At 56.3% G+C, this 16,371-nt stretch carries 16 protein-coding genes; 10 read left to right on the top strand and 6 right to left on the bottom strand.

Features of this window, described 5'->3' with window-relative positions:
• The first annotated feature begins 18 nt into the window (after positions 1-18).
• A complete protein-coding gene (locus JOE25_RS14585) occupies positions 19-672 on the top strand; it encodes a PadR family transcriptional regulator (RefSeq protein WP_209636308.1) in 654 nt (217 codons plus the stop codon).
• Positions 672-971, top strand: a complete 300-nt coding sequence (locus JOE25_RS14580) for a DUF3861 domain-containing protein (RefSeq protein ID WP_209636306.1) — start codon at positions 672-674, stop codon at positions 969-971. Before JOE25_RS14585 ends, JOE25_RS14580 begins: the two co-directional genes overlap by 1 nt.
• 27 nt (positions 972-998) lie before the next feature.
• Here JOE25_RS14580 and kdpE read toward each other — a convergent pair whose 3' ends face one another.
• The 6 genes from kdpE to JOE25_RS26680 form a co-directional block, all read right to left on the bottom strand.
• Positions 999-1,688 (bottom strand): two-component system response regulator KdpE, encoded by a 690-nt coding sequence (gene kdpE, locus JOE25_RS14575; RefSeq protein ID WP_209636304.1) that lies wholly within the window; start codon positions 1,686-1,688, stop codon positions 999-1,001.
• Positions 1,689-1,706: 18 nt separating this feature from the next.
• Positions 1,707-4,400, bottom strand: a complete 2,694-nt coding sequence (gene kdpD / locus JOE25_RS14570; RefSeq protein ID WP_209636302.1) for a two-component system sensor histidine kinase KdpD — start codon at positions 4,398-4,400, stop codon at positions 1,707-1,709.
• A 79-nt stretch (positions 4,401-4,479) separates the two neighbouring features.
• A complete protein-coding gene (gene kdpC / locus JOE25_RS14565; protein WP_209636300.1) occupies positions 4,480-5,049 on the bottom strand; it encodes a potassium-transporting ATPase subunit KdpC in 570 nt (189 codons plus the stop codon).
• 19 nt (positions 5,050-5,068) lie between these two features.
• Complete coding sequence (gene kdpB, locus JOE25_RS14560; protein ID WP_209636298.1) at positions 5,069-7,138, bottom strand: potassium-transporting ATPase subunit KdpB; 2,070 nt, start codon at positions 7,136-7,138, stop codon at positions 5,069-5,071.
• Between the two features lie 28 nt (positions 7,139-7,166).
• Positions 7,167-8,855 carry a potassium-transporting ATPase subunit KdpA gene (gene kdpA, locus JOE25_RS14555; protein WP_209636296.1) on the bottom strand — a complete coding sequence of 563 codons (1,689 nt, stop codon included), beginning with the start codon at positions 8,853-8,855 and terminating at the stop codon, positions 7,167-7,169.
• Positions 8,855-8,944, bottom strand: coding sequence for a K(+)-transporting ATPase subunit F (locus JOE25_RS26680; protein ID WP_004949718.1), 90 nt, complete (start codon positions 8,942-8,944; stop codon positions 8,855-8,857). Before JOE25_RS26680 ends, kdpA begins: the two co-directional genes overlap by 1 nt.
• 445 nt (positions 8,945-9,389) lie before the next feature.
• On the opposite strand from JOE25_RS26680, the gene JOE25_RS14545 reads away from it, so the two are divergent.
• From JOE25_RS14545 to pxpA, 8 genes are all read left to right on the top strand, one after another.
• Entirely contained in the window at positions 9,390-9,596 is a 207-nt protein-coding gene (locus JOE25_RS14545; protein WP_209636294.1) for a YbfA family protein, read from the top strand.
• A 144-nt stretch (positions 9,597-9,740) separates the two neighbouring features.
• Positions 9,741-10,694: a 2-thiouracil desulfurase family protein gene (locus JOE25_RS14540; RefSeq protein WP_209636292.1), complete on the top strand. Its 954-nt coding sequence runs from the start codon at positions 9,741-9,743 to the stop codon at positions 10,692-10,694.
• A gap of 15 nt (positions 10,695-10,709) precedes the next feature.
• Complete coding sequence (gene phrB / locus JOE25_RS14535) at positions 10,710-12,140, top strand: deoxyribodipyrimidine photo-lyase (RefSeq protein WP_209636290.1); 1,431 nt, start codon at positions 10,710-10,712, stop codon at positions 12,138-12,140.
• Positions 12,141-12,162: 22 nt separating this feature from the next.
• Positions 12,163-13,143, top strand: coding sequence for an MBL fold metallo-hydrolase (locus JOE25_RS14530; RefSeq protein WP_209636288.1), 981 nt, complete (start codon positions 12,163-12,165; stop codon positions 13,141-13,143).
• A 17-nt stretch (positions 13,144-13,160) separates the two neighbouring features.
• The gene (locus JOE25_RS14525) at positions 13,161-13,904 is read left to right on the top strand and encodes a type 2 GTP cyclohydrolase I (protein ID WP_209636286.1); all 744 of its coding nucleotides are present in this window, start codon (positions 13,161-13,163) and stop codon (positions 13,902-13,904) included.
• A gap of 152 nt (positions 13,905-14,056) precedes the next feature.
• Entirely contained in the window at positions 14,057-14,713 is a 657-nt protein-coding gene (gene pxpB, locus JOE25_RS14520) for a 5-oxoprolinase subunit PxpB (RefSeq protein ID WP_209636284.1), read from the top strand.
• Positions 14,707-15,639 carry a 5-oxoprolinase subunit PxpC gene (gene pxpC / locus JOE25_RS14515; protein WP_209636282.1) on the top strand — a complete coding sequence of 311 codons (933 nt, stop codon included), beginning with the start codon at positions 14,707-14,709 and terminating at the stop codon, positions 15,637-15,639. The genes pxpB and pxpC overlap by 7 nt, the downstream gene beginning before the upstream one ends.
• Positions 15,629-16,366 (top strand): 5-oxoprolinase subunit PxpA, encoded by a 738-nt coding sequence (gene pxpA / locus JOE25_RS14510; protein WP_209636280.1) that lies wholly within the window; start codon positions 15,629-15,631, stop codon positions 16,364-16,366. The genes pxpC and pxpA overlap by 11 nt, the downstream gene beginning before the upstream one ends.
• The last annotated feature ends 5 nt before the right edge of the window (positions 16,367-16,371 follow it).

The following is a 16,371-nucleotide window of genomic DNA, read 5'->3' as shown; positions in this document are numbered from 1 at the left end:
TCATTGAGAGGTATACCTATGTTTCACCGTTTAGATTTACACCGTCGTCATGGTTGTCACCATGACAGCGAAGAAGGGCACGACCATCATCGCCGTCGCGGCGGACGTCATCACTTTGGTGGCGATCACGGCGAAGAACTTGGCCGTGGTGGGCGAGGCGGACGTGGCGGGCGTCACCGCATGTTTGAACATGGCGATCTACGATTGGTGCTGTTGGCGCTGGTGGCGCGTAAGCCAAGCCATGGTTACGAACTCATCAAGGCGATTGATGAGGCCTCCTCCGGCCTGTATGTGCCAAGCCCAGGTGTGATTTACCCCACGCTGACACTGCTGGAAGAGCAAGATTTTCTTGAGCCAATCACCAGCGGCAACGGCCGTAAAAGCTACCAGATTACCGCACTGGGCCAGAGTGAGCTGCAAAAGCACCAGGCCGCTGTCGACGTGATCCTGGCCCGCCTGGCAGGAGCCGGTCGGGGTCATCATCATCACGGCAATCTTGCCGAAGGCATCTCTGACGCCATGAACCGTCTGCGCAGTTTGCTACGCGGTAATGTGATGCGTGCCGATCTTTCACCGCAGCAAGTTGAACGCATTAATGCCGCATTGCTCACCGCAGTAGCGGCGATTGAAAGCGAAATGAACATTACCCCAACAGCGACGGAGAATGACTGATGCCAGGACACCGTTTCCGTATTACCGTCGAAGCGTTGAATGACCGTAAGGGGGAGCCCGTCGACAAAGCACCACTGAGCTTTGAGGTGGAGAACCACGACGACATTCTGGGCATCGTTGAACGTATCAAAGCGCGTGAAGATCTGAATTTCGGTGACAATAACAGCGCGGCTTTTGCCGTTGGCCTCAAGTTGTTTTCTGAAGTGATGATCGAAAACCGCAAGCACCCGGTGTTTGCACCGTTACGTGAGGCGTTCAAAGAATTTATGATGGGGTTGAAGAAAGGGCCAAACGCGTAGGGGCGCGGTTTGTCGCGCCCCTGACTCTTAAGGCATAAAGCGGTAACCGACGCCGGTTTCGGTCAGTAAATGTTTTGGCCGGGCCGGATCGGCCTCCAGCTTTTGCCGTAGATGACCCATATAAATCCGCAGATAATGGCTATGCTCGACGTAATTCGGTCCCCAGACGTGGCTCAGTAGCTGACGCTGGGTGATGACTTTGCCGGAATTTGCCAGCAGTTCGGCCAGCAGACGAAACTCAATCGGCGTCAGATGCAGATCTTCACCCTTACGCAGCACCCGGCGATTAATCAGATCGACGGTAATTTCCGAGAAGTTAACCAATGGGCTTTCCTGCAGGCTGCCGGAATGACGCCGTAAAGCGACCCGCACCCGAGCAAGCAGTTCACCGATACCAAAAGGTTTGCTGAGATAGTCGTCCGCTCCAGCGTCCAGCGCGGCAATCTTGTCTTCTTCGGCGTTGCGCGCCGACAGCACAATCACCGGAATAGCGCTCCATTGCCGTAAATCACGGATATAGTTAAGCCCGTCGCCGTCTGGCAACCCTAAATCAAGAATAATCAGATCCGGTTTGCGCGTGCCGGCTTCTATTAACCCACGTTGCAACGTTTCGCTTTCAAACACCCGCAGACCTTCACTTTCGAGCGCGGTGCGGACGAAACGCCGGATCTCTTTCTCATCTTCGACAATCAGAATATTGGTTGGCGTGCTGCTCACAAGACTCCCGGGGCTTGATTAAAGATCAAAGGCTTCATTGTCTATTTCCGGTGGCTTTTCCAGCGGTAGCACAAAGCGGAAACTGGCCCCGCCGTTGGCCCCGTTTTCTGCCCAGATGCGGCCACCGTGTACTTCAATAATGGCACGGCAAATCGCTAACCCCAAACCCACACCGGGGATTGCAGACTCTTTATTGCCGCGGGAAAACTTATCGAAAATAAGCTGTTTTTTCCCTTCGGGAATTCCCGGGCCATTGTCCCAGACTTCGACTTCCAGCCATTCAGGCAGAGTATGGGCACGAATGCCGATAGTAGCATCGTAGCCGGCATATTTATTGGCATTTTCCAACAGGTTAGTGAACACCCGTTCCAACAGGCTGCCATCGCAGTTGACCAATATCTGCTCTGGCGGCAGCTCAACCTTGATTTGATGCTGGGTCATCAAGGGTTCCAGCATATGCAGCGATGCGCCGACGATCTCTTCCAGTGACTGCCACTCTTTACGCAGGTTGAAGCCACCCGATTGAATGCGAGCCATGTCCAGTAGGTTGTTCACCAGCCGTGTCGTGCTCAGCACCTGTTGGCGGATTTGACTGGCCTGGGGGGCATGATTGGAACCTTCTGCCGCTAAATCGAGCGTCAGAATTTCCGCCTGGCCAAACAGTACCGTCAGTGGGGTGCGTAAATCATGGGACAGGGCCGCCAAGAGCGAGTTACGCAGTTGCTCGCGCTCGGCATCCAGTTTGGCTTCCTCGGCACTGCGTGCCAAATGCAAGCGTTCCAGCGCACTGGCGATTAATACGGCAAAGGTCTGCAGCAGCCGCTGTTGTTCCGGCACCATCAGTTGGCGCAGGTTGCTGGGTTCGATGGCCAATAAGCCAAAGGTTTGTTTCGACGTGGCTAACGGCAGCAGCTGATAGGGGACGCCGGGCAGAGTGTCGGTACCGGCGCCGGCAGGCATGCCCTTATCAAAACTCCAGCGTGCGATGGCTTCATCCACCGATAATAATCCGCCGGTTTCCCCGACCATTTGCTGTAACTTGCCGTCCTCCTGCGGGAGCAACAACACGGTTTTGGCCTGGAAGCTACTGGAGAGGAAATGGCGACTGGTTTTGGCGATGTCTTCGGCGGTCAGCGCCTGGCTCAGCCCTCGAGAAATCTCATACAGGTGTCGAGCACGCTGTTCGCGATAACGCGCGACACGCGCCTGATAGCGCACGCCTGCGGTCAGGTTACCGATGGTGATGCCAACGATCAGCATCACGCCGAAGGTCAGCAGATACTGCATGTCACTGACGGCAAACGACCATTCCGGCTGGACGAAGAACAGATCGAAGCTGGCGACGTTAATCACAGCGGCCAGAACTGAGGGCCAGCGGCCGAAGAACAACGCGACGACTGCGACCCCGAGCAGATACACCATCACCAGGTTGGCCTGGTCAAAGCCTGGCAGCAACCATTGAGAGAGCAGGGTAATCAGGGCACAGAGTGCGACCGCCACGGCGCAGCCGCGCAATTGCATGCGCCACTTTTCGGTAAAGTTACGGTTATCATGCTCTTTCCCCGGCGCTACGGGGGGATCGTTTTCCAACGCGACGATCACCAGATCCAGATCCGGCCCCAGCCGGCCGAGACGGTCGGCAAAGCTGCCGCGCAGTTTCCAGCGTTGCTCGCTGCGACGGCCAATAATGATTTTGCCCAGATTGTGCTCACGGGCATAGCGCAGCACCGCACGTTCTTCATAGGGTTCGGACAGCGTGGCGGTCTCGGCACCCAGTTCCTGTGCCAGCCGCAGCGCCCGCAGTATTGCCCGGCGTTGATTCTCCGGCAGACGGTGCAACTTTGGCGTTTCCACGTAAACTGCGTGCCAGTGACAACCCAGTCTGGCTGCCAGGCGAGCGGCGATGCGCACCAGTTTTTCGTTACCGCTGTTATGACCGACGCATAGCAATATGCTGTCACGGGTATGCCACACGCGTTCACGGCCTTGAGTATCGCGGAAGGCGCGCATTTGGTCATCGACCCGATCGGCAGTGCGGCGCAGCGCCAGTTCACGCAGGGCAATCAAATTGCCCTTACGGAAAAAGTGCTCGATGGCACGTTCGGCTTGACCGGGGATATACACCTTGCCTTCGTTCAGGCGCTGGCGCAGATCGTCGGGGGGCAAGTCAACCAATACCACTTCGGTGGCTTCGTCGAAGACATGATCGGGCACCGTTTCGCGTACTCGCACCCCGGTCACGCCGCCAACCACGTCGTTTAGGCTTTCCAGGTGTTGTACGTTGACGGTGGTGAGCACGTCGATGCCCGCATCCAGCAGCTCTTCCACGTCTTGCCAGCGTTTCGGGTGGCGTGACCCCTGGGCGTTGCTGTGCGCCAGTTCATCCATCAGGATCAGAGCAGGGTGACGTGCGAGCGCGGCGTCGAGATCAAACTCCTGCACTAACCTGCCGCGATACTGGATGCGCTTTTGCGCTAACACATCTAACCCATTCAGCAGCGCAGCGGTTTCGCTGCGACCGTGAGTTTCGACCACGCCCACCAGCACGTTTAACCCTTGGCCACGCAGCCGCTGCGCCTCTTGCAGCATGGCGTAAGTTTTGCCTACGCCGGCACAGGCACCGAAAAATACCTTCAGCCGACCGCGTGGTTTCTCATTGGCCAGTGCCAGCAGGCTGTCTGGGTCTGGACGCTGTTGTTCCTCATCCACCATCGGAGTTCCTTTTGCAGCAACGTAAAGCGGGTTCGGCACGCCGAACCCGATACTTATCCTGTCACTCGCACGTGAAGCATTATTTCAATGCGTCGAGTGCCAGGTTCAATTTCAGCACGTTTACTACCGACTCGCCCATAAAATTGGGGGTCGCCTGATCGGTGCTTTCATCAATCAGTTTGGCGATTTGCTCCGGTGCCAATTGGCGTGCCGCAGCAACGCGGGCCAGTTGGTATTGTGCCGCCGCAAGTGAAATCTGCGGATCCAACCCGCTGCCCGACGCGGTCAGCAGGTCGACCGGGATCGGGCCTTTCATTGCTGGGTTGGCCTGGCGCAATTGGGCCGCGCGTTCGGCGATGGCTTTATCCAGTGCCGGGTTGGTGGCAGCCAGGTTGCTGCCGGCAGACGCCATGGCATTATAGGCCGAATCACCGGTAGCAGAAGGGCGTCCCCAGAAATACGCCGGTTTAGTGAAGTTTTGGCCGATCAGCGCCGAACCTATCACTTTGTCGCCCTGATGCAGCAAAGAGCCGTTGGCTGCATGAGAAAACAGTAACTGTGACAGCCCGGTCGTCAACAGCGGGTAAGCGATACCGGTAATCAACGTCAGCAGGACCAGCATCACCAGCGACGGACGTAAGTAAGACATGGTTATTTCCTCTCAATGATTAACCGGCAATGTGCAAAGCAACCAGGATTAGATCGATCAACTTGATGCCGACAAAGGGCACTAACAGACCACCGACACCGTAGATCCACAAGTTGCGACGCAGCAGTGCGGCTGCACTCATCGGCTTGTAGCTCACCCCTTTCAACGCCAGTGGGATCAGGAACACAATCACCAAGGCGTTGAAAATAACCGCCGACATAATGGCGGACGCAGGGGAGTGCAGGTGCATCACGTTTAGCGCGTTCAACTGCGGATAGGTTGCCGCGAACGCCGCCGGAATAATGGCAAAATACTTCGCTACGTCGTTGGCGATGCTGAACGTCGTCAGTGAACCACGCGTCATCAGCATTTGTTTACCGATGTGCACGACTTCAATCAGCTTGGTCGGATTGGAGTCCAGATCCACCATGTTGCCCGCTTCCTTGGCGGCTTGGGTACCGGAGTTCATCGCCACCGCGACATCGGCCTGTGCCAGCGCAGGAGCGTCGTTGGTACCGTCGCCGGTCATCGCGACCAGGCGTCCTTCTGCCTGATATTGGCGAATCAACGCCAGCTTGGCTTCCGGTGTTGCTTCTGACAGAAAGTCATCCACCCCGGCCTCGGCGGCGATGGCTGCTGCGGTGAGCGGGTTATCACCGGTGATCATTACCGTTTTGATGCCCATTTTGCGCAGTTCGGCGAAACGCTCTTTGATACCGCCCTTGACGATATCTTTCAGTGCGACCACCCCCAGCACGCGTGGGCCTTCGGCTACGACCAGCGGTGTACCACCGGTACGTGCCACGCTGGCGACCAAATCGTCCACCGCCTGTGGGAAGTGGCCCTGATTGGATTCCACGTGGCGACGGATGGCATCCACAGCCCCTTTACGGATCATGCGGTCCTGCACGTTCACGCCGCTCATACGCGTCTGGGCGGAGAAAGGCACAAAGGAAGCATTCAGCGCCTGCAGGTCGCGTTCACGCAGGTTAAAGCGCTGTTTGGCCAGTACCACAATGCTGCGACCTTCCGGCGTTTCATCGGCCAGTGAAGACAGCTGTGCGGCATCGGCCAGTTCCTGTTCTTTAACCCCGGGAGCCGGCAGGAACTCGGAAGCCTGGCGGTTACCCAGCGTAATGGTGCCGGTTTTATCCAGCAGCAACACGTCCACGTCACCGGCGGCTTCTACCGCCCGCCCGCTGGTAGCGATGACGTTAGCACCCAGCATCCGGCTCATCCCCGCCACGCCGATGGCAGACAGCAGGCCGCCAATGGTTGTAGGGATCAGACAAACCAGCAGTGCCACCAGTACGGTGATGGTGACGACAGACCCTCCGTTGGCGGCTTCCACGCTGTATTGCGAAAACGGGAACAGCGTGGCCGTCGCCAGTACGAATACAATGGTCAGCGCGACCAACAAAATAGTCAGTGCCACTTCGTTCGGGGTTTTGCGGCGTTTGGCGCCCTCCACCATGGCGATCATCCTGTCGAGGAAGGTTTCGCCTGGGTTGACGCTGCACTGTATCACCAGCCAGTCGGACAGCACGCGGGTACCGCCGGTCACCGAGGAGAAGTCACCGCCGGATTCACGGATCACCGGGGCAGACTCACCGGTAATGGCGCTTTCATCGACCGAGGCACCGCCTTCCAGCACTTCACCGTCACACGGAATGGTGTCACCGGCCTCAACCAGGACGATGTCGCCTTTTCGCAGACTCTCGGCGGAAACTTTCTCGGTCACGCCATCACGGCGCGGCGCGGCCAGTTTTTTCGCCCAGCTGGTTTTCTTGGTGCCTCTCAGGCTCTCTGCCTGGGCCTTGCTGCGCCCTTCAGCCAGCGCTTCGGCAAAGTTGGCGAACAGCACGGTGAACCACAGCCACAGGGCAATGCTGCCGGTAAAGGCTGCGCTACCCTCGGTCTGTTTGGTGAGGATCGCTAACCAGATAACCGTGGTCAGGATGCTGCCTATATACACCACGAACATCACCGGATTACGCCATTGAGTGCGCGGATCCAGTTTTTTCAGCGCATCGATCAGCGCGGTACGGACCAATGCCGGTTCAAACAGCGCGCGTTGTTTGCGAGTCATCTCTTCTTCTCTCTCTCTATGAGCTCTGTTATTTAGCCAGCCAAAGCTGCAAATGCTCTGCCACCGGTCCCAACGCCAACGCCGGTACGAAGGTTAAAGCGCCCACCAGCAATACGGTGCCGATCAGCAGGCCAATAAACAGTGGCCCGTAGGTTGGCAGAGTACCGTTACCCGCCGGCTGACGTTTCTTCGCGCACAGCGAACCGGCAATCGCCAGGACAGGGAGGATCACCCCAAAACGGCCGACGAACATGGCAAAGGCCAGCAGCAGGTTGTAGAACGGGGTGTTGACGCTCAGCCCGGCAAAGGCGCTGCCGTTGTTGTTGGCTGCGGACGACACGGCGTACAGCACTTCGCTAAAACCGTGTGCACCTGGATTCAGGATACCGGCGCGTCCTGCGTCGGTGGCGATAGCCAACGCCGTGCCCAACAGCACCAGCGTCGGTGTCACCAAAATCGCCAGCGCGGTCATTTTCATGTCATAGACGTCAATCTTTTTGCCTAGGTATTCGGGGGTGCGGCCAATCATCAAGCCGGCAATAAAGACGGTCAGCAGGACGAACAGCAGCATGCCGTACAGGCCAGAGCCGACGCCGCCAAACACCACTTCACCAATTTGCATCAGCCACATGGGCACCATGCCACCCAGCGCAGTGAAGGAGTCATGCATGGCGTTGACTGCACCGCAGGAGGCCGCAGTCGTCACCACCGAGAACAGGCTGGTGGCGAGAATGCCAAAGCGTGATTCTTTGCCTTCCATGTTGATGTTGCTATCGCTGCCCAATGCGCTCAAATGCGGGTTACCCGCCAGTTCGGCAAACATCACTACGACCACAGCGACGACAAAGATCAGCGCCATAGCCCAGATCAACGCGTGGCCCTGGCGGTTCTCTCCGGCCACGCGGCCGAAAGCGAAACACAACGCGCAGGGGATCAAGAAGATCGCCAGCATCTGCACAAAGTTGGTCAGAACCGTTGGGTTCTCAAACGGGTGCGCGGAGTTAGCGCCAAAGAAGCCGCCGCCGTTAGTACCGAGCATCTTGATCGCTTCCTGTGAGGCTACCGGCCCCATAGGCAGCGTTTGCTGCGCGCCTTCCAGCGTGCTGATATGCACGTAAGGCAGGAAGTTTTGCAGCGTGCCCTGGCTGACGAAGAACAGCGCAATCAGCAGTGAAATTGGCAACAAGACATAGAGCGTCACGCGGAATATGTCGATCCAGGCGTTACCGATGGTGGCACTGGAACGGCGGGTGAAAGCACGGATCAAGGCGAACGCCACCGCGATACCGGTCGCTGCTGACAGGAAGTTCTGCACTGCCAATCCCGCCATCTGGCTGAAATAGCTGAGTGTGCTTTCACCACTGTAGGCCTGCCAGTTGGTGTTGGTGACAAAGCTAACGGCGGTATTGAACGCCAGATCCCAAGACAGGCCGGGGAAGCCCTGTGGGTTGAGTGGCAGCGAACCTTGCGTCATCAGCAGCACGAACAGTAAAGCCAGACCGAGCAGGTTAAACCACATGATTGCCAGCGCGTACTGCCACCATTTCATCTCAGCGGTAGTATTGCCACAGCAGCGCCAAACGGCCGTTTCCAACTGACGCAGTGCCGGCAGTGGCTCACCTTCGATCAACCGCGCCAGAAAGCCGCCCAATGGACGGGCTAGCAGCAGAAGCACCAACAGGAAGCTGGCAATCAATAAAAAGGCTGAAGCCGCCATCAGAAATCCTCCGCATTAAACAGGGCATAGACCAGATAGCCCAACAGCAGCAGAACCAACAGCGCACCACCAATAACGCTGATACTCACGGGACACCTCCAGAGGTGTAGTTTTTGATACAGCGAGTGTAGGGAGGGCGGTAGAAAGAAGATGAAAAAATAGCGTTGGCCGGTGTAAAAAAAGTATAAAAATGGCTGAAATTACAGCAGAAAATGGCTTTTTAGCCTCGGTTTTGGGGGGCGTAGTGCGATTGGACGCCTGTTTAGGGGCGTGAAGATGAAGGTTTGCGTAAACAGGCTGTAAATAACCACAATGTAACCAATGGTTAGTTAATTATTAACCTTGATGTAACAAAATTACGGATTGTACGAATTATTTGCGGTTTTTTGTGCGATAAGGTGGTCGGATGAGTAGTAAACTTTCATCAATTGCGCTAAAATTTTGTCCAGTTACCAAATGGTCCTGTTTTAATTGTTTACGCCAGTGCTGTTTCCAAGACAGATCAACGGCCAGGCGTTTTTTGAGGAGGTTCGCATGTCTATCTATCACGCTTATTCATTGCATCGGATTCTCCTGCGCCGCAGCGCAGTGATCCTGGCAGGTTTATTGGCTTTACCGGTAATGCTGTTCCGCAGCGACCGCGCACGTTTTTACAGCTATTTGCACCGCGTTTGGTCAAAAACCAGCGATAAACCGGTCTGGCTGCAACAGGCGGAACTGGCGTCCTGCGATTTTTACTGATCGTTGCCGTCGTCCCCTAAAACCCTCGCTTCACAGCGGGGGTTTTTTTATGGGCGCCGTTCAGTCATTGTGTCGGTAAGGTTCGTCCCCTGAGGGAAATTCCTCTACACTTTTAACATCATCCAACGCTGGGAGAGCCTATTGATGAGTGACAAAATTCCTATTGGGATCAGCGCCTGCCTGCTGGGTGAGAAGGTGCGCTTTGACGGTGGCCATAAACGGCTGGCCTTTGCGGTGGAACAACTGGCCCCCTTCGTGCGTTTTGAGGCGATTTGCCCGGAAATGGCAATCGGTTTGTCGACCCCGCGCCCGGCACTGCGGTTGATCAAAAAACAACATCATGTGGCATTACGCTACAGCAATGACGACAGCATCGACGTGACCGACCAGATGCAGCAATTTTCCTCACAGCGCATTGCCGCTTTGCAGCACCTGTGCGGATACATTGTTTGCGCCAACTCGCCAAGCTGTGGGATGGAGCGGGTTCGACTGTATGACGATAGCGGCGAAGGCGCGCGTAAAAGCGGTGTCGGGTTGTACACTGCCGAACTGCTGCGGCAAATGCCCTGGTTACCGGTGGAAGAAGACGGGCGGTTGAACGATGCAACGCTGCGGGAAAATTTTGTAGAACGCGTTTATGCGCTGTATGAATTGAACATGCTGTGGCGCAAAGGGCTAACCCGTGGCGGGTTGATTGCCTTTCATAGCCGTTACAAGCTGTCGTTGTTGGCGCACTCGCAGCCAGAATACCGTGAGTTGGGCCGTTTTGTGGCAGGTGTGGACAAATGGGAATCGCTGGAGGCGTTTGCCATTGAATACCGTAGTCGCTTGATGAAACTGCTGGCGCACAAGGCGACGCGCCGCAACCACACCAACGTGCTGATGCATGTGCAGGGTTATTTCCGCAGCCATCTGAGTTCTGCGCAGCGCCAGGAGTTGGCACAGCTGATTGATCGTTATCGACAGGGTGTACAACCGCTGCTGGCACCGATCACCTTGCTCAAGCATTACATGGCTGAGTACCCCGATCGCTATCTGGCGGATCAACGTTATTTCGAACCCTATCCCGAAGCGCTGCGCCTGCGTTATGGCCACTAACCGACAAGGAGTTTTATGACCACGCATCTGGTCTGGTTGCGTAACGATCTGCGTATTACCGACAACAAAGCGCTGCACGCCGCCTGTAGCGATCCTGACGCCCGCGTGTTGGCCGTGTTTATCGCCACCCCGCAACAATGGTTACAGCACGAAATGGCACCGCGCCAGGCGGCATTTATCCATGCCAATTTGCTGCTGGTGCAGCAGGCGCTTGCCGAACGTGGTATTCCGCTCGGCTACCATCAATGTGATGATTTCGCCACCTCGGTTGATTGGTTGGTTGCTTACTGCGAGCAGGAACAGGTGGATAGGCTGTTTTACAATCGCCAGTACGAGATCAACGAACGCGGCCGTGACCAAGGGTTAGAGCAGTGTTTATCCGGGAAGGTGATTTGCCAGAGTTTTGATGACAGCCTGTTATTGCCGCCGGGTAGCGTAAGAACCGGTGGCGGTGAAATGTACAAAATCTATACGCCATTTCGTAAAGCTTTTATCCAACGCCTGACAGAATCGGACGTTCGTTCCCTGCCCGCCCCCAAAACACGGTGTGGTGGCGCGCTGCCAATAACCGCCGTACCTGAAGCATTCAATTATCCGCCGGCAGAGGCAATGGGGGATTTCCCTGCAGGGGAAGAGGCGGCGCTGCAGCGGTTACGAACCTTTTGCCGTGAACAGGTGCAAGATTACCTTGAACAGCGAGATCTGCCCGCCATTGCCGGCACTAGCAGTTTGTCGCCTTATCTGGCCATCGGCGCCTTATCGCCGCGTCAGTGCTTTAATCGTCTGCGAGCTGAATGCCCGCAGGTATTGGAAAACAGCGATAGCGGCGCCTTTGGTTGGCTAAATGAGCTGATCTGGCGCGAGTTTTATCGGCATCTGATGGTGGCCTATCCTGCGTTATGCAGGCACCGTCCCTTTATCGATTGGACGGATAAGGTACGCTGGCAGAATAATCCTGAGTTTTTGCAGGCGTGGCAGCAGGGGGCAACGGGTTATCCGATTGTCGATGCCGCCATGCGCCAGTTGAATGAAACCGGTTGGATGCACAATCGCTTACGTATGATCAGCGCCAGCTTTCTGGTGAAAGACTTGTTGGTTGATTGGCGCGCTGGCGAACGTTACTTCATGTCAAAACTGGTGGACGGCGACCTGGCGGCCAATAACGGTGGCTGGCAGTGGGCGGCGTCAACCGGTACCGATGCTGCGCCCTATTTCCGTATTTTTAACCCGACCACTCAAGGCGAACGTTTTGATCCGCAAGGCACTTTTATCCGTAAATGGTTGCCCGAGCTGGCGGATGTACCGGACAATGCTATCCATCAACCCCATCGCTGGGCGGAACAGCAGCAGCGTGTGCTGGATTACCCGCTGCCGATTGTCGACCACAAGCAGGCGCGGTTGGATACGCTGGCAGCCTTTGAAGCGGCGAAGCGCGGGGAATATTAAGGCAACAGCAAGGAGCGACATAATGATGAAAAAGGTGCTGGCCCTGTGCCTGAGCAGTTATTCAGCCCTGGCGATGGCGGGCTTTGATGTAGTGGCATTAGGCGTGGACGGGGGGGTTAGCGACGGCAATCTGACCTCCTACCTGATCCGCAGCGACAATCAGTCGCAGTATCTGGCGCTGGATGCCGGTTCGCTGCTGCCAGGCATTGCCAAAGGGCTGGAAAAGGGCAGTTTCCCTCAAGTCACCCCTGAATTGGCTGCGCCCTATACCCCGCAAGGCTATGTATTCCGCCAGCTGATTGGCGCTTATTTTATCAGTCACGGCCATTTGGACCATGTGGCGGGGCTGATTATCGGCTCGCCGGAAGACAGCAAGAAAAATATCTATGCCCAGGCAGATACCATTCTGACCTTGCGCAACCATTACTTTAACTGGAAGGCCTGGCCCAACTTCACCGACTCCGGCAATGGATCGCGGTTGGGCACCTACCGCTTGCAAACGGTAAGGCCGCAGCAGCGCGTTACGCTGGGGGTCACCGGATTGACGGGCGTGATGTATCCGCTCAGCCATGATCGTTACCCTTCATCGATGTTGCTGGTGTCCGACCGGAGCGGATCCTTTGCCTTTTTCGGCGATACCGGGCCGGATGCACTTGAGCAATCACGTAATCTGGATAGCGCCTGGCGCGTGCTGGGGCCGCTTATCGAACAGAAAAAACTGAAAGGGATGATCATCGAAACGTCCTACCCCAATGAGGTGGAGGATAAAAATCTGTATGGGCATTTGACGCCTGCGTGGTTGTTTAAAGAGCTGAAAAATCTGGCGCAGTACAGCGGCGGTGAAGGTTCACTGAAAGATTTACCGGTGGTGATCAGCCATATCAAACCCAGTTTGAAGCAAGGTGAAAACGTGCGCGCGACCATTAAGCAACAGTTGGATCAGGGCAACGATCTGGGCGTAAAATTTATCCTGATGGAACAGGGCGACCGGCAGACATTTTGAATTGAAGAGAGAACTTTATGCGTAACCTCGATCTGGAACAGTTGATCAATAGCGAACTGAACACCGCCGCGTTTCAGGATTACGGGCCAAATGGCCTGCAGGTGGAAGGGCGGCCGCATGTGCAGCGCATTGTCACTGGCGTTACGGCGTGCCAGGCCTTGCTGGATGCCGCGGTGGTACACCAGGCAGACGCTATTGTGGTGCATCATGGCTATTTCTGGAAAAACGAAGCGCCATCAATACGCGGCATGAAGCGCAACCGGCTGAAAACGCTGCTGAGCAATGATATCAACCTGTATGGCTATCACCTGCCGCTGGACGCACACCCGGTATTGGGCAATAACGCACAGTTGGCACATTTGCTGGGTATTCGCGTGATTGGTGAAGTGGAACCCCTGGTACCACACGGCGAATTCGAACAACCGCTGACCGGGACTGAACTGCAACAACGTATCGAGAGCCGTCTGGGGCGTTCCGTGCTGCACTGTGGTGATAATGCGCCAGCACATATCCGCCGCGTTGCCTGGTGTACCGGCGGCGGTCAGGGCTTTATCGACAGCGCGGCACGATTTGGCGTGGATGCCTTCATTACCGGCGAAGTTTCTGAGCAAACTATTCACAGCGCGCGGGAAATGGGCATTCATTTCTTTGCTGCTGGTCACCATGCCACTGAGCGCGGTGGTATCAAGGCGCTGGGGGAATGGCTGGCTCAACAACATGGTTTTGATGTGACCTTTATTGATATCCCGAATCCTGCCTGATTTTTCTCTTCAGGATTCAGCCGGTTTATACACTGGCTGAATCCTTTTAATAGCCTAATCCCTTATTTTCGCAAAGGTTGTTCTATTGACAGCCGGGGCGCTGTCACGCATAACTGATGGGTTTTCATCGCGATAATAATAAGGAGAAAAGGGTGCAACGAGCACGATGTTACCTGTTAGGTGAAAGAGCGGTAGTGCTTGAACTGTCGCCGCCGGTGACGCTGTCGAGCCAGCAGCGGATCTGGGCGTTGGCCGAAAAACTGAATCATCATCCCGATGTACGTGAAGTGGTACCGGGCATGAATAATCTTACGCTGTTGCTGAATACGCCCAAGGCTGACGCCGAAGCGATGCTGGGGTTGTTACAAGAGGGCTGGGACAGCAAGGAAAGCCTGGTTCCTGAATCGCGACAGGTGGATATTCCGGTCATTTATGGTGGCCAGGATGGGCCCGATCTGGATGACGTCGCGCGCCATACCGGTATGACGCCACAGCAGGTGGTGGAATGTCATTCATCAGCAGCTTACGTGGTCTATTTCCTCGGTTTCCAGCCCGGTTTTTCCTACATGGGCGGTATGCCTGAAAAATTGGCGACGCCGCGACGTGCCGAACCACGGCTGTCAGTGGCGGCCGGTTCCGTAGGCATTGGCGGTAGCCAGACCGGGATTTATCCGTTGGTGACCCCGGGCGGATGGCAGTTGATTGGGCGAACCCCCCTGGCGTTGTTTAATCCGTATGAAATGCCACCAACCCTACTGCGTCCTGGCGATAGCGTAAGGTTTGTGCCACAGAAGGAGGGCGTATGCTGAAGATTCTGCGTGCAGGTATTTACACCACGGTGCAGGATCTGGGCCGTAACGGTTTCCGCCGTCTGGGGATCAGCCAGGGCGGTGCACTCGATGAACCCGCGTTGAGGATCGCTAACTTGCTGGTGGGCAATGACATCAAGGCCGCCGGACTGGAAATCACCCTTGGGCAATTTAGCGCCGAATTTACCCAGCCAGGTTGGATCGCTCTGACCGGTGCTGGTTGCGATGCGCAATTGGATGGAAAGCCTTTATGGACCGGCTGGCGCTATGCGGTCAGTGCGGGTCAGCAGCTTGTTTTGAAAATGCCGAAACGCGGAATGCGTACTTATCTTGCAATAGCCGGGGGTATCGCGGTTCCTGAAATGCTCGGCTCTCATAGTACAGATAGCAAAGCGGCTTTCGGCGGGCTGGAAGGGCGCAACCTGCGGGATGGTGACAGCCTGCCATTGGGGCAAGGGCGTTCGTTGCCGCCGCAGAGCACTGGCGTAAAGCAATTGCTGTTTAACAACCGCGTCCGTGCGTTGCCGGGGCCGGAATATGACGAATTCAGTGAAGAGGCGCGGGAAGCATTTTGGCGTACGGCCTGGCAGCTGAGCCCGCAGAGTAATCGCATGGGCTATCGCTTGCATGGTAGCAGTGCGCTGAGCCGCACCACCGATCGCGAAATGTTGTCGCATGGCCTGTTACCGGGTGTTGTACAGGTACCGCATAACGGCCAGCCAATCGTACTGATGGCCGATGCGCAGACTACCGGGGGATATCCGCGTATTGCCTGCGTGATCGAAGCCGATCTTTACCATTTGGCGCAAATTCGCCTGGGCGAAGCCATCCACTTTGTACCCTGTACTCTGGCAGAGGCGCAACGCGCCAAGGCGGAACAGGAACACTTCATCCAACAGATTGCCTGGGGGCTAAATGATCGTTGATTTAAATGCCGATCTTGGAGAAGGCTGCGCCAACGATGAGGCGCTGTTGCAACGGGTGAGCTCGGCCAATATCGCCTGCGGTTTTCACGCTGGGGATGCACAGACCATGCGGCAGTCGGTGCGTTGGGCGCTGCAATACGGCGTAGCTATTGGCGCGCATCCAAGCTTCCCCGATCGTGAGAATTTTGGCCGTACTCGTATGCAATTGCCGCCAGAAACGGTGTATGCGCAAGTGGTGTATCAGCTTGGTGCGCTTGCCGCAATTGCCCGTGCTGAAGGCGGAGTGATGGTGCATGTGAAACCCCATGGCATGTTGTACAACCAGGCCGCGGTAGAACCGGAGCTGGCAGAGGCTATCGCCCGGGCGGTTAAAGCGGTAGATCCGACGCTGCGGTTAGTGGGATTGGCGGGCAGTGAGCTTATCCGCGCCGGTCAAAAACAGGGGCTGAAGACACGGCAGGAAGTTTTTGCGGATCGTGGTTATCAGGCCGATGGCACGCTGGTGCCGCGTGGCCAGGCTGGGGCGCTGATTACCAGCGACGAACTGGCGTTGGCACAAACGCTGGAAATGGTTCGTCATCATCGGGTTCGTACGCTGGACGGCACCTGGGCCGCCGTTCAGGCCGAAACTGTCTGCCTGCATGGCGACGGTGAACATGCGCTGGAATACGCGCGCACGCTGCGCGAGCGTTTTGCCGCTGAAGGTATCAACGTTAGCGCCGAGTAGTTAAG

This window comes from Serratia sp. PL17 (assembly GCF_017832355.1).
Lineage (GTDB): Bacteria > Pseudomonadota > Gammaproteobacteria > Enterobacterales > Enterobacteriaceae > Serratia.
This window is presented reverse-complemented; position numbering and strand designations above follow the sequence as displayed.

What these genes read in the sequence shown, in the direction of transcription:
- JOE25_RS14585 (WP_209636308.1), top strand. Translation starts at nt 19, where the DNA reads ATGTTTCACCGTTTAGATTTACACCGTCGTCATGGTTGTCACCATGAC.
- JOE25_RS14580 (WP_209636306.1), top strand. Translation starts at nt 672, where the DNA reads ATGCCAGGACACCGTTTCCGTATTACCGTCGAAGCGTTGAATGACCGT.
- kdpD (WP_209636302.1), bottom strand. Translation starts at nt 4,400, where the DNA reads ATGGTGGATGAGGAACAACAGCGTCCAGACCCAGACAGCCTGCTGGCA.
- kdpC (WP_209636300.1), bottom strand. Translation starts at nt 5,049, where the DNA reads ATGTCTTACTTACGTCCGTCGCTGGTGATGCTGGTCCTGCTGACGTTG.
- kdpB (WP_209636298.1), bottom strand. Translation starts at nt 7,138, where the DNA reads ATGACTCGCAAACAACGCGCGCTGTTTGAACCGGCATTGGTCCGTACC.
- kdpA (WP_209636296.1), bottom strand. Translation starts at nt 8,855, where the DNA reads ATGGCGGCTTCAGCCTTTTTATTGATTGCCAGCTTCCTGTTGGTGCTT.
- JOE25_RS14545 (WP_209636294.1), top strand. Translation starts at nt 9,390, where the DNA reads ATGTCTATCTATCACGCTTATTCATTGCATCGGATTCTCCTGCGCCGC.
- JOE25_RS14540 (WP_209636292.1), top strand. Translation starts at nt 9,741, where the DNA reads ATGAGTGACAAAATTCCTATTGGGATCAGCGCCTGCCTGCTGGGTGAG.
- phrB (WP_209636290.1), top strand. Translation starts at nt 10,710, where the DNA reads ATGACCACGCATCTGGTCTGGTTGCGTAACGATCTGCGTATTACCGAC.
- JOE25_RS14530 (WP_209636288.1), top strand. Translation starts at nt 12,163, where the DNA reads ATGATGAAAAAGGTGCTGGCCCTGTGCCTGAGCAGTTATTCAGCCCTG.
- JOE25_RS14525 (WP_209636286.1), top strand. Translation starts at nt 13,161, where the DNA reads ATGCGTAACCTCGATCTGGAACAGTTGATCAATAGCGAACTGAACACC.
- pxpC (WP_209636282.1), top strand. Translation starts at nt 14,707, where the DNA reads ATGCTGAAGATTCTGCGTGCAGGTATTTACACCACGGTGCAGGATCTG.
- pxpA (WP_209636280.1), top strand. Translation starts at nt 15,629, where the DNA reads ATGATCGTTGATTTAAATGCCGATCTTGGAGAAGGCTGCGCCAACGAT.